25 protein-coding genes are annotated in these 21407 nt (G+C 66.2%); 5 read left to right on the forward strand and 20 right to left on the reverse strand.

What is annotated here, in order from left to right; all coding sequences use genetic code 11:
• Positions 1-4 precede the first annotated feature (4 nt).
• The 14 genes from AC13CR_RS17405 to AC13CR_RS17470 form a co-directional block, all read right to left on the reverse strand.
• Positions 5-661: a phage tail tape measure protein gene (locus AC13CR_RS17405; RefSeq protein WP_292955370.1), complete on the reverse strand. Its 657-nt coding sequence runs from the start codon at positions 659-661 to the stop codon at positions 5-7.
• 14 nt (positions 662-675) lie between these two features.
• Positions 676-897 (reverse strand): rcc01693 family protein, encoded by a 222-nt coding sequence (locus AC13CR_RS17410; protein WP_292955373.1) that lies wholly within the window; start codon positions 895-897, stop codon positions 676-678.
• Positions 894-1208: a gene transfer agent family protein gene (locus tag AC13CR_RS17415; protein WP_292955376.1), complete on the reverse strand. Its 315-nt coding sequence runs from the start codon at positions 1206-1208 to the stop codon at positions 894-896. The genes AC13CR_RS17410 and AC13CR_RS17415 overlap by 4 nt, the downstream gene beginning before the upstream one ends.
• Entirely contained in the window at positions 1208-1621 is a 414-nt protein-coding gene (locus tag AC13CR_RS17420) for a phage major tail protein, TP901-1 family (RefSeq protein WP_292955379.1), read from the reverse strand. The genes AC13CR_RS17415 and AC13CR_RS17420 overlap by 1 nt, the downstream gene beginning before the upstream one ends.
• 11 nt (positions 1622-1632) lie before the next feature.
• Positions 1633-2052, reverse strand: a complete 420-nt coding sequence (locus AC13CR_RS17425; RefSeq protein WP_292955382.1) for a DUF3168 domain-containing protein — start codon at positions 2050-2052, stop codon at positions 1633-1635.
• On the reverse strand, positions 2049-2387 hold the full coding sequence (locus AC13CR_RS17430; protein WP_292955385.1) for a head-tail adaptor protein: 339 nt from the start codon (positions 2385-2387) through the stop codon (positions 2049-2051). The genes AC13CR_RS17425 and AC13CR_RS17430 overlap by 4 nt, the downstream gene beginning before the upstream one ends.
• Complete coding sequence (locus tag AC13CR_RS17435; RefSeq protein ID WP_335661448.1) at positions 2387-3001, reverse strand: head-tail connector protein; 615 nt, start codon at positions 2999-3001, stop codon at positions 2387-2389. The genes AC13CR_RS17430 and AC13CR_RS17435 overlap by 1 nt, the downstream gene beginning before the upstream one ends.
• Before the next feature lie 193 nt (positions 3002-3194).
• Positions 3195-4358, reverse strand: a complete 1164-nt coding sequence (locus AC13CR_RS17440; RefSeq protein ID WP_292955391.1) for a phage major capsid protein — start codon at positions 4356-4358, stop codon at positions 3195-3197.
• A gap of 128 nt (positions 4359-4486) precedes the next feature.
• Entirely contained in the window at positions 4487-5017 is a 531-nt protein-coding gene (locus tag AC13CR_RS17445; RefSeq protein ID WP_292955394.1) for an HK97 family phage prohead protease, read from the reverse strand.
• 3 nt (positions 5018-5020) lie between these two features.
• Positions 5021-5251 carry a GTA head formation protein, RCAP_rcc01685 family gene (locus AC13CR_RS17450; RefSeq protein WP_292955397.1) on the reverse strand — a complete coding sequence of 77 codons (231 nt, stop codon included), beginning with the start codon at positions 5249-5251 and terminating at the stop codon, positions 5021-5023.
• 4 nt (positions 5252-5255) lie between these two features.
• Positions 5256-6440: a phage portal protein gene (locus tag AC13CR_RS17455; protein ID WP_292955400.1), complete on the reverse strand. Its 1185-nt coding sequence runs from the start codon at positions 6438-6440 to the stop codon at positions 5256-5258.
• Positions 6441-6554: 114 nt separating this feature from the next.
• Positions 6555-7901, reverse strand: a complete 1347-nt coding sequence (locus tag AC13CR_RS17460; protein ID WP_292955615.1) for a DNA-packaging protein — start codon at positions 7899-7901, stop codon at positions 6555-6557.
• Entirely contained in the window at positions 7852-8271 is a 420-nt protein-coding gene (locus AC13CR_RS17465) for a permease (protein ID WP_292955403.1), read from the reverse strand. The genes AC13CR_RS17460 and AC13CR_RS17465 overlap by 50 nt, the downstream gene beginning before the upstream one ends.
• Positions 8272-8559: 288 nt before the next feature.
• A complete protein-coding gene (locus AC13CR_RS17470) occupies positions 8560-8997 on the reverse strand; it encodes a hypothetical protein (protein WP_292955406.1) in 438 nt (145 codons plus the stop codon).
• A gap of 206 nt (positions 8998-9203) precedes the next feature.
• On the opposite strand from AC13CR_RS17470, the gene AC13CR_RS17475 reads away from it, so the two are divergent.
• The 5 genes from AC13CR_RS17475 (at position 9204) to AC13CR_RS17495 (ending at position 13946) form a co-directional block, all read left to right on the forward strand.
• Entirely contained in the window at positions 9204-9368 is a 165-nt protein-coding gene (locus AC13CR_RS17475) for a hypothetical protein (protein WP_292955409.1), read from the forward strand.
• Complete coding sequence (locus AC13CR_RS17480; protein ID WP_292955412.1) at positions 9368-10549, forward strand: vWA domain-containing protein; 1182 nt, start codon at positions 9368-9370, stop codon at positions 10547-10549. Before AC13CR_RS17475 ends, AC13CR_RS17480 begins: the two co-directional genes overlap by 1 nt.
• Before the next feature lie 148 nt (positions 10550-10697).
• Complete coding sequence (locus tag AC13CR_RS17485; protein ID WP_292955415.1) at positions 10698-11381, forward strand: M48 family metallopeptidase; 684 nt, start codon at positions 10698-10700, stop codon at positions 11379-11381.
• 55 nt (positions 11382-11436) lie between these two features.
• On the forward strand, positions 11437-12606 hold the full coding sequence (locus AC13CR_RS17490; protein WP_292955418.1) for a hypothetical protein: 1170 nt from the start codon (positions 11437-11439) through the stop codon (positions 12604-12606).
• Positions 12603-13946 carry a cytochrome P450 gene (locus AC13CR_RS17495; protein ID WP_292955421.1) on the forward strand — a complete coding sequence of 448 codons (1344 nt, stop codon included), beginning with the start codon at positions 12603-12605 and terminating at the stop codon, positions 13944-13946. The genes AC13CR_RS17490 and AC13CR_RS17495 overlap by 4 nt, the downstream gene beginning before the upstream one ends.
• Positions 13947-14004: 58 nt before the next feature.
• Here AC13CR_RS17495 and AC13CR_RS17500 read toward each other — a convergent pair whose 3' ends face one another.
• The 6 genes from AC13CR_RS17500 to AC13CR_RS17525 form a co-directional block, all read right to left on the reverse strand.
• On the reverse strand, positions 14005-14775 hold the full coding sequence (locus tag AC13CR_RS17500) for a squalene/phytoene synthase family protein (RefSeq protein ID WP_292955424.1): 771 nt from the start codon (positions 14773-14775) through the stop codon (positions 14005-14007).
• 48 nt (positions 14776-14823) lie between these two features.
• Positions 14824-16242, reverse strand: a complete 1419-nt coding sequence (gene cysS, locus AC13CR_RS17505) for a cysteine--tRNA ligase (protein ID WP_292978326.1) — start codon at positions 16240-16242, stop codon at positions 14824-14826.
• A gap of 30 nt (positions 16243-16272) precedes the next feature.
• Positions 16273-17496, reverse strand: a complete 1224-nt coding sequence (locus AC13CR_RS17510; RefSeq protein ID WP_292955430.1) for a glycosyltransferase — start codon at positions 17494-17496, stop codon at positions 16273-16275.
• Complete coding sequence (locus AC13CR_RS17515) at positions 17493-19127, reverse strand: ABC transporter ATP-binding protein (RefSeq protein WP_292955618.1); 1635 nt, start codon at positions 19125-19127, stop codon at positions 17493-17495. The genes AC13CR_RS17510 and AC13CR_RS17515 overlap by 4 nt, the downstream gene beginning before the upstream one ends.
• A gap of 89 nt (positions 19128-19216) precedes the next feature.
• A complete protein-coding gene (locus AC13CR_RS17520; protein ID WP_292955433.1) occupies positions 19217-20320 on the reverse strand; it encodes an ABC transporter permease in 1104 nt (367 codons plus the stop codon).
• Positions 20320-21399 (reverse strand): microcin C ABC transporter permease YejB, encoded by a 1080-nt coding sequence (locus AC13CR_RS17525; protein WP_292955436.1) that lies wholly within the window; start codon positions 21397-21399, stop codon positions 20320-20322. The genes AC13CR_RS17520 and AC13CR_RS17525 overlap by 1 nt, the downstream gene beginning before the upstream one ends.
• Positions 21400-21407 lie beyond the last annotated feature (8 nt).

Raw genomic sequence — 21407 nt, forward strand, 5'->3', positions numbered from 1 at the left:
CTGCTCAGGAATTTCGTTCGCCGCGCGCCAGGGCGCGGCCAAGCTGTGCCGCGATCTGCGATTGGCTGCGCTTGAAGCCGGCGACATCCGGCGTCGTGACATTGACCGTGACGTTCACTGCCCTGCCGCCGCTTCCGCCTGCGGCGACACCCAGTCTGCCATCGGCACCGCGTCGCAGCGGCATGATCGCCTCGGGGCCGGCTTCGCCCATCAGTCCCGTCGCGCCACGCATCGGGAACCGGGTCGGTTCCGAGACGACCCCGCCCTTGGCGAAGGGCATCACCCTGCCCTGCACGAATGCACCGCCCTGGGCGAATGGCATTGCGCCCGATACCATTCCGGCCATGCCGTTCGCCACCGATCCGGCCAATGCGCTCTCGACCGGCTTCATCGCGATCGAGAAGACGGTATCTGCGATCGTCCGCCCGATCCCCTTCAGTGCCTCGGACAACTTGTCGCCGTCAAAGATCAACCCGTCGAAGGCGCGGCGCAATCCGCTTTCGATCCCGGAACTCAGCGTTCCGACCTCGCGCGACGTGAACGACATCGACTGACGCAGCCGCGCCAATTCCGCCTCGAACTCGGCCGTCATCCGGCTCGTCTGTCCCATATTCTCGTCAAGCTGGTCCAGACCGGACCCGAAACCATCCTTGTTCGCCATCCTCTGATCCCCGATCATGCATTCCCGTCATCAGGCGCCGCGTCCCGGTCGGGATATCGCGCCGCCAGTTCGGCCAGTCTGCCCCGCGTCATTGCAGGGCGGCCTGCTTCGATGCCCAGCATCAGCGCCAGCTCCGCCGGGGTCAGCGTCCAGAACTGGTCCGGCCTCAGGCCCAGCCCATGCAGGCCGGCGCGCATCAGTCCCGGCCAATCCAGTCCCTTGTCGGCCTCGCTCATGCCGCGATCCGAAAAGCCCGCGCCAGCAATTCTGCCGCCGCGCGGCCGGCCCCCACCGGGCCGCCATCGATCTCGACCGACAGCAGGTCTTCGGCGCGACCCTGCCAACCTCCGCCGCGCAGGCCGGCGACAAGCACGGCCAACACATCGCGGCTGCTGAAGCGCCCGGCCTCGAACCGCCCGGCAAGATCCATCAACGAGGCCGCGCCCAACTGATGTTCCAGCTCTGCCAAGGCTCCCAGGGTCAGCCGTGCGACATGCGCGCGGCCGTCCAGAACCACCTCGACCTCGCCCCGCATCGGGTTCACCATCACAGGGCCACGAAGCTCAGCGCGCCCGCCGACGCCATCGTCATCTCGTAGGTCGCCTCCCCGTTGTAGCTACCCGCGTATTCCAACGCGGAGATCTGGAAAGGCCCCTCGACCGTGCCGAAATCCGGGATGACGACCTGAAAGCGCGGAACCTCGCCGTCGAAAAAGATCTGCCGCGCACGACCGTCCGTATCGGCATCGCGAAACACTCCCGACCCCGAGATCGAGGCGCTGCGCATTCCCGCCCCACCCAGCAATTCGCGCCAGCCGCCTTCGCTTTCGATCGTGGTCACATCCACCGTCTCGGCGTTGAACGACAGGCGCGAGGCCCGCAGTCCGGCCACCGTCTCGAAAGAGCCATCGCCCGTCATGTCCATCTTGATCAGCAGGTCGCGTCCGTTCTGTACCGCCATGGGTTTTCTCCTCAGTCCAGATCGATGCGGGCACGGAAGGTCAGATCGACCCGCCGCGCCGCACCATTTTCCACCCGCCGCGCCTTGGCGCGCAGGAACCACATTCCGGCCAGATCGCCGCGATCCAGCGTCAGTTCGGCACGTTCCAAAGCCTCCGCGACAGCAACGGCAGCCGTTTTCACGGCGGCGAATCCCGCGCTTTCATCCGTGCCCGACAGAACCGAGACGATGAAATCGTGCTGGGATCCGGCGCGATCGAAATCGCCGGCATCGCGCACCTCTTCGGGACCCAGCGAGACGAAGACCCCGCTGGGCGCATCGACCGGCATCGCGTCATAAATCGCGTCTCCGACCAGTTCGGACAACACTGCGTCGGCCCGCAGTCGCTGATAGACCGCGCCCTGAAGGGCGACGGAAGCCGCATAACTCATGCCTGATCCTCCTCGCGCGCAAAACATGTCAGCCACAGGCCGTCACGGTCCCGCTCGGCGACCGCATCGATCCGGAAGAACCGGCGATCCAGCCGCAACCTCTGTCCGGGTGCCGGCCGCCTTGGATCGCCCGTCGCCGCAGACCGCACCGTGATCTTCCAGGATACGACGCTTTCCGCGCCCACCTCTGCCGACCGCCGCCGCCCCGAACCCGAATCCAGTTCGGCCCACAGAAATCCCAGTTGCCGCCAGACCACGCGATAACCGCCCAGCCCGTCGCTCTGACGCTCTGGCGCTTCCAGCGCCAGGCGCACGTTCAGCCTCGGCGCGCCCATCAACGCACCTCGCGCTGACCGCGCCCCGCCAGGGTGCGGATCTGGCGCCAGCGTTCGATCAGTGCGCTGACCCCGAAGGGCATCGCATTCGCCGATCCCTCGAAGCTGCGATCCTCGTAATATCGCGTGGCCAGCATCAGAACCGCCTGCGACAGATCGGCCGGCACCGAAGCCCAGGTATCGCCGAACCCTGCCGTGAAGGTAATCGTCAGAAAGCCCCGGCGCGGCACGTTGGGCAGAATGACACCCGCCGGCAGAATGGTCGGGCGCTGCATGTCGGGCAGCAGCCGCCAGCCGTCGGGTTGCAGCGTCGTTACCGTGCCGGCCCCGTCATCGATCTCGATCCTGTCGACCGTGACCACGGGCGCCAGCGGCAGCGTCTGTCCCAGCCGGTCGCGCCAATCGTCCAGTTGCATCCGAAAACGCCGCGTCAGCAGGACCTTGCCCGTGCGCGCCTCGATCGCGGCGATCGCGGCGCGCAGATAGCCCGTCAGCGCCGCCGTTTCCGCATTATCCTCGGCAATCTCGAAACCCGAGCCGAGGCGCAAATGCTCGCGCAAGGCGGCGACAGGCAGCGCCTCCGCCGCGGGCGCCGTTTCCTCAATCAGCATCATCTTGCGAACCTCCCGTCCTGCCGTCCGCCATTCGTTCCACCGAGGCGGGGCCCGACCATGGGCCCCGCCATTGCTTCAGGCGGGAAAGGACCGCGCCCGCGCGCCAGCCATCAGCACGCGCGGACAGTTGCAAAGCCAGCATGACCGGCGCGCGACCCGCGCGCGGCCCCTTCCCTCGCCCGACCCCGAAGGATCAGGCGAACTGCAGGAACTTGACCGCGCGGAAGTCGGTGACGCCGCCGCCGACGCGCTTGGTCGCATAGAACAGAACATGCGGCTTGGCGCTGAACGGATCGCGCAACACGCGCAGGTCGGGACGCTCGACAATGGTGTAGGCGGCATGGAAATCGCCGAAGGCGATGGCCAGGGCGTCAAAACCGATATCCGGCATGTCCTCGCTGATCAGAACCGGATAGCCCAGAAGCTGCGGCACCTGACCGGCAGCCAGGGCGTCGCTCCACAGAAAGCGCCCATCGGCATCCTTCATCTTGCGAACCTGCGCTGCCGTCTTCGAATTCATCACGAAGCTGGCATTGGCGCGATATTCCGCAGGCAGGGCATAGATCAGGTCGATCAGCGGATCGGCCGGCGCGGCCGAGTTGAACTCGCCGATCGCGCCCGTGCCGATAACGCCGATCTCGCCCGCGCCGGCGCTGTCGTTCGGCGCCGTCGGATAGGCCAGAATGCCCTTCGGCTTCGATACACCATCGCCCGAAATGAAGGCTGCTGCTTCCGAACGCGCGAACTTGTCGGCGATCCGCTCGGCCAGCCATGCCTCGACGTCGAAGGCGGCATCGTCCAGCAGGCGCTGACTGGCCTTCGGCATCGCCGACAATTCGTGAACCGGGATCGAGATCCGTTCGACACCGCCGGCGCCGGACTCGACCGGCTCGGCCTCGTCGGCCCAGCCCGCACCCATGTCACCCTTGTCCACCAGAACCTCGTAGGCCGAGGATTCGACGGTCACGACATTGGCCAGCTTGCGCAGCGACGCACCGGTGGAGAGCACCGATTGCACGCTGTCGGCGACCTGGGGGGCCGCCAGGAAACCACCGTCGCTGGCCACGCTCAGCCCCTTTTCCTCGACCGCAAGGCCGCGCAGACCGTCGTCATCGCCGCTGCGCAGATAGGCGTTGAATGCCTTCTGATGCGGAACCTCGGTCTCGGCCACGGTCGAAAGAGGCGCGCGGCCCCGAATGGCGGTCTTGCGATCAAGCATGTTCATACGCTCTTCCTGTGCATTGAGCTTCTTCTGAATGTCGTCTCGGAACCCTCTGAGTTCGCTCACGAACCCTGTCATGGCCCCTTTCAGATCGGCGGACGCGTCACCGCCGCCCGCGGCCTTCACCTCGGTCATAATCTTCTCCTCATCGCGATGATCGGGGCCGATCCGCCCCTGCTGCCGGGTCAGGAACGACCCGAACCCGAATGATGCGTCCCGGCGCATCTTGCCGCGGCCGCGCCGATGCGGCGCGACCCCGGATTTCAGTCTGCCCGCAGCGCCTCGACGGCCGCCGAAAACAGCGCCGCGATCTCGCGCAGATCGTCCGTTTCCTTGCGGCCGACCTTGGCCTCGGGCAGCATCGGAAAGGTCACCAGCGACACTTCCCACAATTCGACCTCGGCCAGGGCGCGGCGCCCTTTCTGATCGCGCTCGGCGCGGATCGTGCGATAGCCGATGGACAGGCCATCGATCGCACCGGCCTGAATCAGCGCCGCCGCTTCGCGGGCCTGCGCGACCTCGCGCAGCAGGCGACCCTTGACCCACAGCCCTGTCTGATCCTCGCGGATCTCGTCCCAGACACCGATGGGCCGTGTCGGATCGTGCTGCCACAGCATCCGAACCTTGTCGCCCTTGCCCGCCAGCTTCTTCAGCGAGGCTGCGAAGGCGCCCGGAAGAACCGCGTCGCCGCCCTGATCCGTCATCCCGAACAGGCTGGCATAGCCTTCGATTACATGGCCTTCGCTCAGGACCGGAGCCCCGCCCGCGAATTTCACCTCAAGTCCCGGAACCATCCCTCAGCCTCCTTTGGGCACGTAGTCGATTATTCCCTGAATGGCCTGGGTCAGGATGACGGCGACGACGCCGTAAACCGTCATCCACAGCCGCCGCTCCAGGCCCTCCATCAGCGCCTCGATGCGCTCCAGCCGCTTCTCGACGGTGCCGAATTGCAGCGCCATGATCCGCTCCTGCGCCTCAAATCGCTGGTCGCGCCACAAGCCCGCCTCGATGAAACGCGATCCTTCCATCGGCTCACCCATCGGTCAGCGGAGGCAGCCCCAGCAGCGCCCGCTTTTCGGCATCGCTGAGAAAACTCGCCCCGCCGATCCGGGCCCATTGCTGATCCCGCTCTTCTGCCAGGGCCGGAATTCGGTCGGGATCGGGACGCAGATCGACCTCGGTGCCCATATGCTCAGAGAGCCACCAGGCCACTGACGCGGACACCCGCGTCGCCAGCGGCAGAACGGTCAGCCGATAGAAGGCCCGGTGCGCCTCGGCATAGTTTGCATAGGTCGCATCCCCGGGGATCCCCAGCAGCATGGGCGGAACGCCAAAGGCCAGCGCGATCTCGCGCGCCGCCGACAGCTTGGTTTCATGAAACTCCATGTCGCTGGGGCTGAATCCCATCGGCTTCCAGTCCAGCCCGCCTTCCAGCAGCATCGGTCGCCCGGCATTGCGTGCGCCCTGATGGTTCATCTCGATCTCGCCGACCAAGCGGTCATATTGTTCGGGGCTCAGAACCCCCTGCCCGTCGACGCCCTTGTAGACGATGGCGCCACTTGGCCTCGCGGCGTTGTCCAGCAGCGCCTTGGACCAGGCGCTGGCGCTGTTATGCACATCCAGCGCCACCGCCGCTGCCTGCATCGGCGACAATCCGTAGTGATCGTCCTGCGGATGAAAGCTCTTGATGTGGCAGATCGGATCGGGGCTGCCGGTCATGTCGAAACGATGCTTGCGCCCGCCAACGGAATATTCGAACGCCACCGGCCAGCCATCCGTGCCGGGAACGATGCTCATCCGGTCCGAACGCAGAACATGCAGTTCTTCCGGCAGCCCCGCCCCGGACAATCCGACCGCCTCGACATAGCCGTTGCCCGACAGCAGCAATTGCCCGAAGAGGGCTTCGAACAATTCCGCCCGTCCCTGGCCCGGGTTGGGACGTCGCAGCAGATCCAGCACCGGATGCACGTCATATCGCCGCTCGCGATCCTCGCAGACCAGCGGCACCGCCGCCGCCGCCTCGGCGATCAGCTTGACCGACCGGAACCCGACCGGATTGCCCATGAAACCGCCGCGCGTCAGCGACCCGGTATCACGTGCCGACCAGATCGGCCGTCCCGCTCCGGACGCAAAGGCCACCACCCGGCCCGTCGCGCTGGCCTTCCTCTCCGGTGCGGGAATGGATGTCTCCTCCCGCGAAAACAATCGAAACGCCATGCTCGCCTCCATGCCTCGGCCATGAAAAAGGGCCGGCCCGCAGGCCAGCCCCTTCTTCGTTGTCCAAATACCCCGGGGGACGCCGGTTCGTGCGTGTGAAACCCCCGCCTTTTCTCACAATCGCCGCATCTGCGGCCGCCGCCAGCCCGCCGCCGGCTCGATCATCAGCTCGTGAATCGCCCAGACCATCGCATCCAGCCGATCCGGAGAGCCGCGTCCCTCATAGCCGCGAACCGTCATCTGGCACATCTGGTCCTCCAGCGCGCCCAGATTGCCGGACCGGACATGCCTGATGCGCCCCTGTTCATACAGCGCGGCGACCGGTTCGGCACGCAGGCCCTTGCCGCGGCCGGCGCGCAGCGCCTTGAACGGCACCAGGGGATCGACCTGCCGGATCACGCTTTCGACCAGATCACCGCCCTGATTGACTTCGGCCACCAGCTTTTCGGCCCCGTGCCGGTCCATCGCGGCAATCGCGGCACGCGCCCAGTCCACCGGGCTGCCCCGCAGCGTCGCATCCTCCAGCAGATAGGCCCGCCAATCCTTCGGCTCGCCGTCGCAGACGACACCGGCGACGACGATGCCGCATTCGTCGCTGGCCCGGCCGGCCGTCACCGCCGGATCGACGGCAACCACGACGCGGCTCAGTTTCGGCGCCTGCTCGATACGCGCGCCCTCCAGCATCGCCGTCGTCCAAAGTGCGCCCTCGATATCGTCCAGCAGCACGCCCTCCAGCTCCTGCCGACCCATCCGGGTCCCGCCATAGCGGGCCTCGACCTCGGCCAGAAAGCTCTCGGCCAGATAGGCCCGGTTGGCATCGGTCGGCGCATGCGTCGTGACGGTGCTGGCATTGCCCAGAATGCGCTTCAGCACGGCCACATTGCGCGGCGTCGTGGTCACGACCTGCTGCGGATGGCTGCCCAGGCGCAACGCGAATTGCAGCATGTCCCAGGTGTCGTCGGCCTTCTTCCACTTGGCCAGTTCATCCACCCAGGCCGCATCGAATTGCGGGCCGCGCAAAGCCTCGGGCTCATGCGCGGAATAGACCGTCGCCGTCGCTCCATTGGCCCAGACCAGCCGCCGCCGCCCGGTTTCCCAGACCGGCCTGCGGTCGGGGGGCGAACAGGCCAGGATCCCGCTCTCGCCCATGACCATCACTTCGCGGGCCTGATCGAAGGTCTCGCCGACCAGTGCCACCCGCTGACACTGACCGGGCGCGGTGGCGGTCGGACCCTCGACCATGCGGCGGACCCATTCCGAGCCGGCGCGGGTCTTGCCCGCGCCGCGCCCGCCCATGATGACCCAGCTTTTCCAATCGCCCTCGGGCGGCAACTGATGCGGCAGGGCCCAGAACTCGAACAGCCAGGGCAGCGCCATCAGTGCGTTTTCGCCCAGCCCTTCAAGAAATTCGTCAACCTCCTCCGGCTCGGCGGAGGCAAGCCAGGCGGCGCCCGATCTCAGTTCTTGCCGCGTCAAGGTCGAGGCAGCCTCCTCCGACCCCGCCGGCGATGTCCTTGCGAAGTTTGTCAACGCGGCTCCTTTCCGACAACATATGATTGACCGCATCGCGCACCGCCCGTGCGCTGTGGATCGCGGTCTTCAGTTCACCAGGATCGACAGCACCCCGCTCGCGTTCCTCCAGCGCGTCCGTATGGCGCCGCAGGTCCCTGATGCAGGACGCAAGCTGTCCCTGTGCTTCGGCCAGCAGATCTTCCAGATCCGCGGTCCGCCGGTCTTCTTCGGCCTGGTCCGCAGCGCGATCGGTGACATGCGCATCGGCCGTGACTGGCCCTTCAGGATCACCGATCCCGCTCCATTCCATATCGTTCATGCAAACTGTCCCGCCTCGTGTCCTGTCCGCACGAGCCAAGAAACGAAAAAGCGGCCCTGGGGTCGCCCCCCGGCCGCTTGCCCATTTCTCCCAGCATGGAAAACTTCTACTTCAGGGCGTCCGGTAAGTCAATCGCTAAACCATAGCGCGATCACTTTACCAAGTCTTATGCATCCAAAACAATGCCTTAAGACAGGCAACACCCATGCGTTCGCAGCGCAACACCGCGCGTGACATCACGCAAAGCCAAGGCCGGAAGGCCGCGATCGCACGGGAAAGAGGCTGCCCTCAGCCCTTCTTCTTGCCGTCCTTGGCGCGCGCCTCGGTCGCGGCCGCGATGGCGTTGCTGGCCTCGTCCTGCATCCGTTGCGCAAAGGACACCATCTGCGCGGCATAGGCCTCGGCCCAGTCAGGGAAATGACCGCCCTTCATCGCCTGTTCGCGCATCTCCTCGCTCTTCTCGCGCATCTTCTGGAACTGCTCTTCCCAGGCTGATTGCATCACCTGCAGCTGGCCGCGGACATTCTCGCCCGCCTCTTCGAAATAGCTGCGCATCTGCGCGTTCATCTCGTCCTGGCGCTGCAAGGCGGTTTCCTGCCATTTGCGGGTGCTGGCCATCATCTCGTCATTCTTGACGTTCATCTGGTTTTGCCACTCGGCCGCCCGCTCTTCCATCCGGCGGGCATTGTCGGCCAGCGTCGCGAACATGTCGGAAAATTTCATCATCAAGGCTCTCCTTTGCACAAGGCGCATGGGGACGGCCGCCCGGCAAGATCTGCGAAGCGCCAGCCCCCTCGCCAACAGCCTGCGGTGCCGGGCGAATTTTGTCAAAGCCGTTGACCTGCGCGCGTCCCGCCTGCGACGGCCCGTCCGGTTGCACGGGCCCGCGCAAGGGGCTATCTGCGCAGGGCAGCATTGTTCCGGGATAAGCCATGATCGTGATCGCAGCCATGCTTCTGGGCGCCTTTCTGGGCTGGCGCCGCGCCAGCCAGTTGGGCGGCAAGGGACGCGACAAGGCGCAATATGCGGCTGCCTTCGCGCTGGCCTTCGCCGCCCTCGGCCTTTTCCTGACGATCTTCATCGACCGCATGATCTGATGTTCATCCCCTTCCTCGACGCGCTGCGCAGGCAAGGGGTTCCGGTTTCGCTGCGCGAATGGCTGGACCTGATGGCCGGGATGCAGGCCGGGATCGCCGCGGGCCGGGTCGAGGATTTCTACCATTTCGCCCGTCTCGCGCTGGTAAAGGATGAACGCCATCTGGACCGATTCGACCGCGCCTTTTCCGAAAGTTTCTCGGGCCTGGATCGGGTCCCGGTCGAGATGCTGGTCCACGAACAGGCGATTCCGCAGGACTGGCTTCGGAAACTGGCCGAAAAGCTGCTGAGCGACGCCGAAAAGGCCCAGATCGAAGCCGGTGGCAGTTTCGACACCCTGATGCGCAGGCTGCGCGACAGGCTGGCCGAACAGCAATCGCGTCATCAGGGTGGCAACAAATGGATCGGCACGGCCGGAACCTCGCCCTTCGGCGCGCATGGCTACAATCCCGAAGGCGTGCGAATCGGTCAGGACGCAAGCCGCCACAGACGGGCGGTCAAGGTCTGGGACCGGCGCGAATTCCGCGATTTCGACGATTCGGTCGCTCTGGGCACGCGCAATATCAAGGTGGCGCTGAAACGGCTGCGGCAATGGGCCCGGCACGGCGCCGCCGATGAACTGGACCTGCCCGCCACGATCCGCGCCACTGCCAATCACGGCTATATCGACGTGCAGACCCGGCCCGAACGGCGCAATGCCGTCAAGGTGCTGCTGTTTCTGGACGTGGGCGGCAGCATGGACGACCATATCCGCATCGTGGACGAATTGTTCTCGGCCGCACGGTCGGAATTCCGTCAGATGCAGCACTTCTATTTCCACAACTGCCTCTACGAGGGCGTCTGGCGCGACAATCGCCGCCGCTGGACGGAACAGATCCCGACCTGGGATCTGCTGCACCGCTACGGCCGCGATTACAAATGCATCATCGTGGGCGACGCGTCGATGTCGCCCTACGAGATCGCCGTTCCGGGCGGCGCGAACGAACACTGGAACCCCGAACCCGGCGAGGTCTGGCTGCGCCGTCTCTGCGAAACCTGGCCCGATCACGTCTGGCTGAACCCGGTTCCAGACAGCCACTGGCGCCATGTGCAATCCATCGCCATGATCGGCAGCATCTTCGAAAACCGGATGATGCCGCTGACGCTGGAGGGCCTGACAGGGGCGATGCGCGTTCTGGGATGACAGGCTCTCGCCGAGGCTCGCAACCCGGCGCTTGATGGCATGGCGGATCAGTCGCCGATATCACAAGACCGAAAGCGCAGCGGCGATCTTGGGGTGCGCGGCGCGATAAGTGCTGGCGCGAAGGGCGATCAGCCCCCAGATTGGACTCATGCTGAAGCTGACGCCCATCCTGCTGCTTTTCGCCTATATGGCGCTGATGTGGTTCTTTTCCGCATGGCGGCTGAAACAGGACCTGAACCAGAAATCCACGCCGCTGCAACATCCCCGCCTGTCGCCGATGCTGAAACGTCTGGGCGAGGCGATGGACCTGCCGCCGGTCAGCGCCCATATCTACGAGATCGAGCCAGTGAACGGCCTTGCCGCGCCGGACGGTCGCATCTTCCTGACCCGCGGCTTCATCCGCAAGCTGGATGCCTGCGAGGTCACACCCGAGGAACTGGCCAGTGTCATCGCGCACGAACTGGGCCACGTCTCGCATGGTCATGCGCGGCGGCGGATGATCGATTTTGCCGGCCAGAACGCGATCCGGCTGGCTCTGACCGGCGTGCTGGGACGGTTCCTGCCGGGGGTTGGCGCATGGATCGCCAACATGGTCGCCAGCGCCGTCGCCGCCCGTCTGTCGCGGCAGGACGAATTCGAAGCCGACCGCTTCGCCAGCGCGCTGATGATCCGCGCGGGCCTTGGGACGGACCCACAGAAATCGCTGTTTCGCAAGCTGGACGGCCTCACCGGCGGCACGGCTGCGCCGGCGCCCGCATGGTTCCTGTCCCATCCGCCGACGGCGCAGCGGATCGCGGCAATCGAGGCGCACGAGGCGCGCTGGCGATCCTGACGCTTGCCGCCCCGGCCCGTTCGCCTATTCTGCCCGGGCACAACAAGGCCGCAGCATGACTCGCCCGTTTCGCCGCATCACCCTGTATCTGCCGGGCTTCGACCCCTTCCCCGCCCGCCGCTACCGCGAGATCTATCGCCGCGAAAGCGCCGCCCAGGCCGCAATCTCGGGCTATCGGATCCGGTTGCGCCCTGGCGCCGGGATCGCGGGCTATGGCTGGCATGTCCAGGCTTCCTTTCCCGGCGCCCGGATCCGTTCGCAGGTCGAGGTGTTGCCCTGGGCGGATCTGGTCCGCTCCTCGATGCGGGGCGGCGTCATCGCGCCCTATCTGCAACTGGCGCGGACGGCGTGGATCTATGCGGCATCGGGCACGTTGTCGCGGCTGGTGCGGCTGCGAAAGGGCCCGGTCCTGGCCATTCTCTACCCGGTCGGGGTGCTGGTGCTGCAAATGCTGTCGGCGCTGCTGCTGGCATGGCTTGCCGCATGGCTGGTGGGCGGGATCGCGGGCTTCGTGGCGGGGCTGGTTCTGGCATGGTTGACGCTGCTGGTGTTTCGCCGCCTCGATCATCTGCTCTATGCCCGATACCTGATGCATGATTTCGCCTTTGCCGCGCAGCATCGCGGCGCCTATGCGCCGGCGCTGGAAACCCGTCTGGACCACTTTACCGACCGCCTCCGCGCCGCGCTGACCCAGGACGTGGACGAAGTGCTGGTCGTCGGCCATTCCTCGGGGGCCTATCTCGCCGTGACGGTGGTGGCCGACCTGCTGCGACGCAGCCCCGGCCATCGTCCTGCCCTGTCGCTGCTGACACTGGGCCATGTCGTGCCGATGGTCTCGCTTCTGCCGCGTGCGGACCGCCTGCGCGCCGATCTGGCGCTGCTGTCGGAAAGCCCCGCGATCTTCTGGCTGGATGTCAGCGCACCGGGCGATGCGTGCTGTTTCGGCCTCTGCGATCCGGTCGCCGTCAGCGGCGTCGCGGGTCCGGACCAGCGATGGCCGCTGGTCATCTCGGCCGCGTTCAGTCGAACCCTGCTGCCCGGAACGCGCCGGCGGCTGCGCGGACGCTGGTTCCGGCTGCATTTCCAGTATCTCCATGCCTTCGACCGACCCGACGGATACGATTATTTCGCCATCACCGCCGGTCCGCTGACGCTGGCGCAGCGATATGGCGGGCGCGGCCATTCGCCGGGCCGGATCGCGAAACCTGTGGGCAGGCGCGCGTGATTCCGCCGCGCCCGCAATCCGGCGACGCGAAGGGCACGTTGCCCCGCCTGATCCGCGCCTTTCGCCGCGATCTGCTGTCGGGCCTGCCGCAGCGGCTCTATCGCGGCTGGATGGCGGAATACCGCAACCCGCTGATCCACAGCTTCTTCTGCAACGATCCGGCGCTGATCCGCCTGATCCTTCAGGACCGGCCCGGCGATTTCCCGAAATCCGACCGCCTGGCCGAAGGGCTGCGCCCGCTTCTGGGCGATGGCGTCTTCATCACCAACGGGACCCAATGGGCCCGCCAGCGCCGCATCATCGACCCGGCCTTCGAGGGCGGCCGCCTGCGCCAGACCTTCCCGGCCATCTGGGCTGCGGCGGGCGCGATGGTGGACCGGCTTGAACCCGGCGAAACCGATATCGAGCCGCTATGCAGCCACGGCGCGGCGGACGTGATCTTCCGCGCGCTGTTTTCCCTGCCAATCGAACATCATGTTGCGGCCCAGGTCTTTGCCGCCTTCCGCGCCCATCAGGCCGGACAGCCGCTCATCAATCTGGCGGCGCTGCTGCCGCTGCCGCGCTGGATGCCACGCCCGCATTCGCGCCGCACACGCCGGACCGCCGATCGCATCCGGACCCTGATCCGCGATCTGGTCCAGGCACGGCTGGCCGCGATTGCCGCGGGTGATCCGCCCGACGATCTGGCCACCAAGATCATGACCACGCCCGATCCGCAGACAGGCCGCAGCTTCGATGCCGCCGAGATGACAGACCAGGTGGCGGTGTTCTTTCTGGCCGGCCACGAAACCGGCGCGGCCGCCCTGGCCTGGGCGCTGTGGCTGCTGGCCGCGCATCCCGACTGGCAGGACCGCGTGGCGGCCGAAGGCGCCGTGCTTGGTTGCGATTTCAGCGCCGCCAGCCGGCTGCCCGTGACCCGGGCTGTCTTTCGCGAGGCGCTGCGCCTCTATCCGCCCGTGCCGATGATGGTGCGCGCGGCCAGCCGCCCCGAAACCTTCCGCGACCGCCCCGTGCCGCCCGGCGCACAGCTGGTCGTCTCGCCCTGGCACCTGCACCGCCACGAACGCCTGTGGGACCGGCCCGACGCGTTCGATCCCGGCCGCTGGCAGACCGATGCCGGCAAGGCCAGTGCGCGCGATGCGTATCTGCCCTTCTCGGCCGGCCCCCGCGCCTGCCCAGGCGCGGGCATGGCGATGCTGGAGGGCGTGGTCATGCTGGCCCGAATCACCGCCGCCTTTCGGCTGTCGCCCGGCAGCCGGCCGCCCGTTCCCATCGCCCGATTGACCGTGCGTGGACGCGACGGCATCCTGATCCGGCTGGAACGTCGCAACGGCGCATAGGTCGATCTTCGGCAAGGGGGACGGTTCGAAGGCTGCGATGGCCTGGGGAAAGGCGCGATCAACGCCACCAGCGCCCGGTCAGCGCCAGCCGCGCCAGCGAGGCGCGGCGCTGGAACGGCGTGATCTCGGGCACCGCCCCGAACGGGTCCACCCGTCCGGCGGCGATTTCGGACAGAAGCCGCGGCACCCGGACGCCGGGATACAGCGCCGCGGTCGCGCGCTTCGGCACCGCCCGATGCATGCGCGAGGCCCTGCGCAACGCCTCTTGCGCCAGTACCGCCAGGCGCTGTGCTTCCTCGGGCCGCGCACCCGCCAACCCCAGCCGCAGCGGCTGCAATTGCGGCAGCGCGCGCAACCAGGCCGCCAGCCCCGCGCCAAGCGCGTGATCGGCCACGACCCGGCGCGCATTGTCGGGCGTGGCCAGCCGTTTCGCGGCCAGCCACATCAGCCGCCCCGCCGTGTCATCGACATAGGCCACGACAGCCTCGGGCGCGGAAAGCGGCTCGCGCGCGCAATCGCGGATTCGCGCCTCGGCCAGCCCGGCCAGCGGCCCGGCATCGCGACCCCACGCCTCCCAAAGCGGGCTCAGCACGTCATGCAGGGGCGGCGGCGTGCCCTTGCCCATCTCGGCCAGCCTGTCGCTCCACCATTGCAGCCGCATCTCGGCCAGCATCGGTTCGGCCGATTGCAGCGGCGCCCGGGCGATCTCAAGGTTCAGCGCGTAAAGCGTGATCAGCGCGGGCCGGTCGCCGGGTGCCGCCACAAGCGTTGCACCGAAGCGGTCGGGGTCCTGTGCGCGAATCGTTTCGGTGCAGGTTTCAAGGGTCATTTTGTTGTCTGTCGATTGTCGGAGGCGCAGCCGGATTGAAGGAGTCCATTACTCAGCCTGTTGAATGAGTTCCTTCAATCGACCCACATCAAATCCTTTGGGCACGGTCGCGGATGGTCCCGTGGCGCCGATTTTGACACCAAGCCCGGCTTCAACCATCGCTTCTCTTAGCTTGTCAGCGGTCGCATAGTCTTTGGCGAGCCGGGCTTCTTGCATTTCCTCTAATAGCTTCCCGATCACTTCTAGATGAAGGGGCGTATTTCCGGTCGATCCCACGACAGGCAGCGTGACGATCTCCTTTCGCCACCAGTCAATGTCCTCCGCATCAGGAAAACCGAGCACTCTCAGGCTCGCCTTGAGCGCCGGCGCTTGTCCGTGTTTTGACAGCACGCTGAGCCGCGTCAGCGCAGCAGCGGTGTTCAGGTCGTCGGCCAGCGCCTCCATGAACAAAGGATCAGCCGCGGAAGTCGCTTCCACACCATCTGTCATATTAAACCAACCCTCAAGAATGTGCCCGGCTTCCTCCGCCTTCGCCTCGGTCCAGTCCATCGGCTTGCGGTAATGCGTGGACAGCATCACGAAGCGGATCACCTCGCCCGGCACGCCCCGGTCCAGCAGATCGCGGACGGTGAAGAAGTTGCCGAGGGATTTCGACATCTTCCGGCCCTCGACCTGCAACATCTCGTTATGCAGCCAGACCTGGGCGAAATCCGCATCCGGATGGGCGCAGCAGCTTTGTGCAAGCTCGTTCTCGTGATGGGGGAATTGCAGGTCGATCCCGCCGCCATGAATGTCGAAGGACGGTCCCAGCAGCGCCGCCGACATGGCCGAACATTCGATATGCCAGCCCGGCCGCCCCCGGCCCCAGGGGCTGTCCCAGCCGGGCTGGTCCGCATCCGAGGGTTTCCACAGCACGAAATCCATCGGATCGCGCTTGAATGGCGCGACCTCGACGCGGGCGCCCGCGATCATGTCATCGACTGACCGTCCGGACAGCCGCCCGTATCCGGGATAGGACCGCACGTCGAACAGCACGTGTCCCTCGGCCACGTAGGCGTGGCGGCTGCCGATCAGCGCCTCGATCATGGCGATCATCTGGGCGATGTAATCGGTCGCGCGGGGTTCGTGATCGGGGCGCTCGGCGCCAAGCGCGTCCATGTCGGCGCGATACCAGCCCAGCGTCTCCTCGGTGATCTCGCGGATCGGACGGCCGGTCGCGGCGGCGCGCGCGTTGATCTTGTCATCCACGTCGGTGACGTTGCGCACATAGGTCACATGGTCCGCGCCATATTCATGCCGCAGCAGACGCACCAGCAGATCGAAGACCAGGACCGGACGGGCATTGCCCAGATGGGCGCGGTCATAGACGGTCGGCCCGCACAGATACAGCCGCACATTGCCCGGATCCAGAGGCGTGAAAACCTCTTTCCTGCGGGTGCGGGTATTGGTCAGCCGGATCTCGACCATGTTGCGCCTCTTGCCTGACTGGCGCGGGATCTAGCCCATCGCCCCCTGTCTTTCCACCCATTCGATCTGACGCGGCAGGCTGATGCGCTGAAGATCGTAGCCATCAAGGATCGTCTGCCGCGCCGCCTGCCGCAGCCGTGCCGCATCGCGATCGCCCTCCAACCCCCGGATCAGCGCGGCCGACAGCGCCTGCACGTCGAAAAAGGGCACCAGACGGGCGTTTTCTCCGTCACGGACCAGTTCGCGGACCGGCGCGGTATCCGAGGCCACGACATAGCCGCCCGCAGCCATGGCCTCGGTCAGCGACCAGGACAGCACGAAAGGATAGGTCAGATAGCAATGCACCCGCGCGATCTGGATCAGCGACAGGTAATCGGGATAGGCCAGCCGCCCGACCATGTGGACGCGGGACAGATCCAGCCTGTCGCCCAGTTCGGCCAGCATCTTCTCCTTCCAGCTTCGCGCGTCCGGCGGCGCCCCCCCGTAGCTGACCCCATCGCCGCCGACGATGACGACCCGCGCCCGCGGCCGCGCCGCCAGCAGGTCGGGCAGCGCGCGCATGAAGATGTGAAACCCGCGATAGGGCTCCAGCGATCGCGAGACGAAGCTGACGATCTCGTCCCCGGCCGCCATCCGGGGCAGGCCCGGCAATTGCAGCCATGCCTCGGGATCGGGCTTCACGCGCGCGGTGTCGATGCCGTCATGGATCACGGTGATCTTGCCGCGCAGGTCCGGCGGAAAGCTGTCGGCCTGATACCGCGTCGGCGCGATGGCCGCATCGGCCTGCGCGATGCCCTGGATCAGATGCGCCGAACGGGCGACGGTCATGAAGCGGCTCTCGTCGCTGCCCGATTGGAATTCGGGATCGAATCCGACATCGTGGCCCTGGGTGCGATACATCAGCTCGGCATAGACCAGCAGCCGGGCCTGCGGCCAGATTTCCTTCAGAAACAGCGTCTCTCCCCAGCCCGAATGGCCGATGATCAGGTCGGGCGAAAAGCCGTGCCGATCGCGCAGCGCCCGCGCGCCGCGTGCCGCCAGAAGCCCGCGTTCGGCCATCGTCGAATAGGTGCGGCCAAGAACGCTGCCGCCCTCGACCGGCCGAGGCGCCTTGTAGCGCACGGTTCGCACCGGGCTGGGGCGTTCGTTGTTTTCATCCGTCAGCGCCAGAACCTGATGGCCGCGCCGGGCCAGCGCGCCCGACAGATGCGGAAACTGGCCGGGGAAATTCTGATGGACGAACAGGATCTTCATGAGCGGTCGGGAAAGGCCGCCTTCAGCAGCGCGCGGGTATAATCGGATTGCGGATCGTCGAAGATGCGGGCGGCCTCGCCCTGTTCCACGACCTCGCCCGCACGCATCACCATGATCTGATGCGACATGGCGCGAACCACCCGAAGATCATGGCTGATGAACAGGAAGGTCAGCCCGTATTTCGCCTGCAGATCGCGCAGAAGCGCCACGATCTGGACCTGCACCGTCATGTCCAGCGCGCTGGTCGGCTCGTCCAGAACGACGACCTTGGGCCGCAGGATCATGGCGCGGGCAATGGCGATGCGCTGACGCTGGCCGCCGGAAAATTCGTGCGGATAGCGGTGCATCATTTCGGGACGCAGACCGACCTCGACCATGATCTCGGCCACCATCTCGCGGCGGTTGCGGCCCTTTTCGACCCCGTGCACGCTGAGACCCTCGGCGATGATCTGTTCGACCGTCATCCGGGGCGAGAGGCTGCCGAAGGGATCCTGGAACACGATCTGCATGTCGCGGCGCAGGCGGCGCAGATGCTTTGCCGACCAGCCGGCGATGTCCTGGCCCAGAAACAGGATCGGCCCCTCGCTGTCGATCAGCCGCATGATCGCCAGCGCCAGCGTCGTCTTGCCACTGCCGGATTCGCCCACCACGCCAAGGGTTTCGCCCTTGCGGACCTGCAGGGTGGCGCCGTTCACGGCCTTTACATGACCGACTGTCCGGCGCAGCAGCCCGCGCTGGATCGGGAACCAGACCTTCAGATCGCGGGTCTCGACCATCACCTCGGCGCCACGCGCGACCGGATCGGCCAGTCCGGTCGGTTCGGCCGCCAGCAGCTTGCGGGTGTATTCGTGCCGCGGATCGGCAAAGATCGCCTCGACCGGGCCCTGTTCGACGATCTCGCCATCCTTCATCACGCAGACCCGGTCGGCGATGCGCCGCACGATGCCCAGATCATGGCTGATGAACAGAAGCGACAGGCCCTCGGCCTCTTTCAGTTCGGCCAGCAGATCCAGGATCTGGGCCTGGATGGTCACGTCCAGCGCCGTCGTCGGTTCGTCCGCGATCAGCAGGTCGGGGCCGTTGGCCAGCGCCATCGCGATCATCACGCGCTGGCGCTGCCCGCCCGACAACTGGTGCGGATAATCGGCCAGCCGGCTTTCGGGATCGCGGATGCCGACGCGGTTCAGCAGTTCCACGATCCGCGCCCGCGCCTTCTGGCCCCTCAGTCCCTGATGCAGCGCCAGGCTTTCCGACAATTGCTTTTCCAGCGTGTGCAGCGGGTTCAGCGAGGTCATCGGCTCCTGGAAGATGAAGCTGATGTCGTTGCCGCGAATGTCGCGCAGGACCCGGTCGGGTGCGCCGATCATCTCGCGGCCCTCATATTGCACCGACCCCTCGACCAGCGCGGAATCACCCAGAAGCCGCACGGTGGACAGTGCCGTCACCGATTTGCCGGACCCGGATTCGCCCACCAGCGCCACCGTCTCGCCGCGGCCCACGTGAAAGCTGACGCCCCTGACGGCCGGGAGGATCTGGCCCTCTTGCGCGAAGCTGATGCGCAGGTCGCGCACCGCCAGAACCGCATCCGAGGGCGGCGCCGGCACCCGCCGCGCGCGTTCCCCGCCGGGCATCCCGCGCGCGGGGTCGTGGTTCTCGGCCACGGCGGCGGCGCTGGCGATGCCGGGGCGGGTCGGGCGCAGTTCGGCCTCGTCTTCGTCGCTCATGAAAAGGTCTTCCGCGGGTCGAAGGCATCGCGCACGCCTTCGAAGATGAAGACCAGAAGCGACAGCATGATGGCGAAGGTGAAGAAGGCGGTAAAGGCCAGCCAGGGCGCCTGCAGGTTCTGCTTGGCCTGCAAGGCCAGCTCGCCCAGCGAGGGCGCCGATGCCGGCAGCCCGTAGCCCAGATAATCCAGCGCCGCCAGACCGCTGATCGTGCCGGTGACGACGAAGGGCAGCATGGTCAGCGTGGCCACCATCGCATTGGGCAGGATGTGGCGGAACATGATCGTGCGGTCGCCCACGCCAAGCGCGCGGGCCGCCCGGACATATTCGAAATTCCGCGCCCGCAGGAATTCGGCCCGGACCACGCCGACCAGCGCGGGCCAGCCGAACAGGATCGTGACGAAGACCAGCAGCCAGAAGCTGCGGCCAAGGATCGCGAACAGGATGATGATGACGTAAAGACCGGGGGTCGAGGCCCAGATTTCCAGCAGGCGCTGGAAGATCAGGTCGGTCCTGCCGCCGAAATAGCCCTGGATCGCCCCCGCCGCGATGCCGATGGTCGAGGCGATCACCGTCACGATCAGCGTGAACAGGATCGAGATGCGAAACCCATAGATCACCCGCGCCAGCACGTCGCGCGCGGTGTCGTCGGTGCCCAGCCAGTGATCCGCATCCGGCGGGCTTGGCGCCGTGCCGACATTGTTGATCGTCTTGAAATGATAGGGAATGGGCGGCCAGATCATCCAGCCCTGTTCATCCTTGGGCACGTCGCTGGTGCCGTTTCCGACCGCGGCGATCATCGCCTCGGGTTCATCCCAGCACGCTTCGCGCCCGCCGGTCACGATCAGGCATTGCACGGCCGGATCGCGATAGATCGCCTCGGTCCCGAAATCGCCGCCGAAGGCGGTTTCGGGATAGAAGCGGTAGGCCGGAAAATACAGCTCGCCCCGGTAGCTGGCGACGATGGGCTTGTCGTTTGCGACCACTTCCGCGAACATCGCCAGCACGAACAGCACCGAAAAGATCACCAGCGACCAGAAGGCGCGGCCGTTGCGGCGGAAATTGCGCCAGCGGCGGCGGTTCAGTTCCGACAGCGCCATCAGCCGCCCCTCGATTCGAAGTCGATGCGCGGATCGACGAAGACATACATCAGATCCGACAGGATGCCGACGACCAGGCTCATCAGGCCGAAGACGTAGAGCGTGCCGAAGATCACCGGATAATCACGCTGCACGGCGGCCTCGAAGCCCAGCCTGCCCAGACCGTCCAGCGAAAAAATCGTCTCGATCAGGATGCTTGCACCGAAGAACACGCCCAGGAACATCGACGGAAAGCCCGCGATCACGATCAGCATGGCGTTGCGGAAGACGTGGCCATAAAGCACGCCGCGTTCGGTCAGCCCCTTGGCGCGGGCGGTCATGACATATTGCTTGTTCACCTCGTCGAGAAAGCTGTTCTTGGTCAGCAGGGTCAGCGTGGCAAAGCTGGAAATGGTCGAGGCCACGACCGGCAGCGTGATGTGCCAGGCATAGTCCTTGACCTTCCCCCAGGTGGACAGATCGGCGAAATTGTCGCTGACGAGGCCGCGCAGGGGAAAGATCTTCCAGTAGGATCCGCCCGCGAACAGCACCATCAGCAGCACCGCGAACAGAAAGGCCGGGATCGCGTAGCCCATGATGATCACGCCCGAGGTCCAGGTGTCAAAGCGCGACCCGTCGCGCACCGCCTTGCGGATTCCCAGCGGGATCGAGATGATATAGGCCAGCAACGTGGACCACAGCCCCAGCGTGATCGAGACCGGCATCTTCTCGATCACCAGATCCACCACGCTGATCGAGCGGAACCAGGAGGTTCCGAAATCGAACCGCAGATAATTGCCCAGCATGGACAGAAAGCGCTCGACCGGCGGCTTGTCGAAACCGAATTCCCGTTCAAGCTGGGCGATGAATTCGGGCGGCAGGCCGCGCGCGCCCTGATAGTTTTCCTCGACCCCGCCGCCTCCGGCCTCGGCGCCCCCGCCCGAGATGTTGCGGAACACGTCGCCCTCGCCCTGAATCTGCGCGGCGATCTGTTCGATCGGGCCGCCGGGGACGAATTGCGTCAGGGTAAAGTTGACCAGCATGATGCCGATCAAGGTCGGGATGATCAGCAGCAAACGCCGCAGGATATAGGCACCCATCTGCCTGC

It is taken from the genome of Paracoccus sp. L-17, from assembly GCF_056857655.1.

Coding starts and splice junctions, on each gene's coding strand:
- AC13CR_RS17405 (WP_292955370.1), bottom strand. CDS start 661: ATGGCGAACAAGGATGGTTTCGGGTCCGGTCTGGACCAGCTTGACGAG.
- AC13CR_RS17435 (WP_335661448.1), bottom strand. CDS start 3,001: ATGATGCTGATTGAGGAAACGGCGCCCGCGGCGGAGGCGCTGCCTGTC.
- AC13CR_RS17420 (WP_292955379.1), bottom strand. CDS start 1,621: ATGGCGGTACAGAACGGACGCGACCTGCTGATCAAGATGGACATGACG.
- AC13CR_RS17485 (WP_292955415.1), top strand. CDS start 10,698: ATGCTGAAGCTGACGCCCATCCTGCTGCTTTTCGCCTATATGGCGCTG.
- AC13CR_RS17525 (WP_292955436.1), bottom strand. CDS start 21,399: ATGGGTGCCTATATCCTGCGGCGTTTGCTGCTGATCATCCCGACCTTG.
- AC13CR_RS17430 (WP_292955385.1), bottom strand. CDS start 2,387: ATGGGCGCGCCGAGGCTGAACGTGCGCCTGGCGCTGGAAGCGCCAGAG.
- AC13CR_RS17450 (WP_292955397.1), bottom strand. CDS start 5,251: ATGGAAGGATCGCGTTTCATCGAGGCGGGCTTGTGGCGCGACCAGCGA.
- AC13CR_RS17425 (WP_292955382.1), bottom strand. CDS start 2,052: ATGAGTTATGCGGCTTCCGTCGCCCTTCAGGGCGCGGTCTATCAGCGA.
- AC13CR_RS17465 (WP_292955403.1), bottom strand. CDS start 8,271: ATGAACGATATGGAATGGAGCGGGATCGGTGATCCTGAAGGGCCAGTC.
- AC13CR_RS17410 (WP_292955373.1), bottom strand. CDS start 897: ATGAGCGAGGCCGACAAGGGACTGGATTGGCCGGGACTGATGCGCGCC.
- AC13CR_RS17500 (WP_292955424.1), bottom strand. CDS start 14,775: ATGACCCTTGAAACCTGCACCGAAACGATTCGCGCACAGGACCCCGAC.
- AC13CR_RS17520 (WP_292955433.1), bottom strand. CDS start 20,320: ATGGCGCTGTCGGAACTGAACCGCCGCCGCTGGCGCAATTTCCGCCGC.
- AC13CR_RS17445 (WP_292955394.1), bottom strand. CDS start 5,017: ATGGTTCCGGGACTTGAGGTGAAATTCGCGGGCGGGGCTCCGGTCCTG.
- AC13CR_RS17490 (WP_292955418.1), top strand. CDS start 11,437: ATGACTCGCCCGTTTCGCCGCATCACCCTGTATCTGCCGGGCTTCGAC.
- cysS (WP_292978326.1), bottom strand. CDS start 16,242: ATGGTCGAGATCCGGCTGACCAATACCCGCACCCGCAGGAAAGAGGTT.
- AC13CR_RS17510 (WP_292955430.1), bottom strand. CDS start 17,496: ATGAAGATCCTGTTCGTCCATCAGAATTTCCCCGGCCAGTTTCCGCAT.
- AC13CR_RS17515 (WP_292955618.1), bottom strand. CDS start 19,127: ATGCCCGGCGGGGAACGCGCGCGGCGGGTGCCGGCGCCGCCCTCGGAT.
- AC13CR_RS17470 (WP_292955406.1), bottom strand. CDS start 8,997: ATGATGAAATTTTCCGACATGTTCGCGACGCTGGCCGACAATGCCCGC.
- AC13CR_RS17440 (WP_292955391.1), bottom strand. CDS start 4,358: ATGACCGAGGTGAAGGCCGCGGGCGGCGGTGACGCGTCCGCCGATCTG.
- AC13CR_RS17455 (WP_292955400.1), bottom strand. CDS start 6,440: ATGGCGTTTCGATTGTTTTCGCGGGAGGAGACATCCATTCCCGCACCG.
- AC13CR_RS17475 (WP_292955409.1), top strand. CDS start 9,204: ATGATCGTGATCGCAGCCATGCTTCTGGGCGCCTTTCTGGGCTGGCGC.
- AC13CR_RS17480 (WP_292955412.1), top strand. CDS start 9,368: ATGTTCATCCCCTTCCTCGACGCGCTGCGCAGGCAAGGGGTTCCGGTT.
- AC13CR_RS17415 (WP_292955376.1), bottom strand. CDS start 1,208: ATGGTGAACCCGATGCGGGGCGAGGTCGAGGTGGTTCTGGACGGCCGC.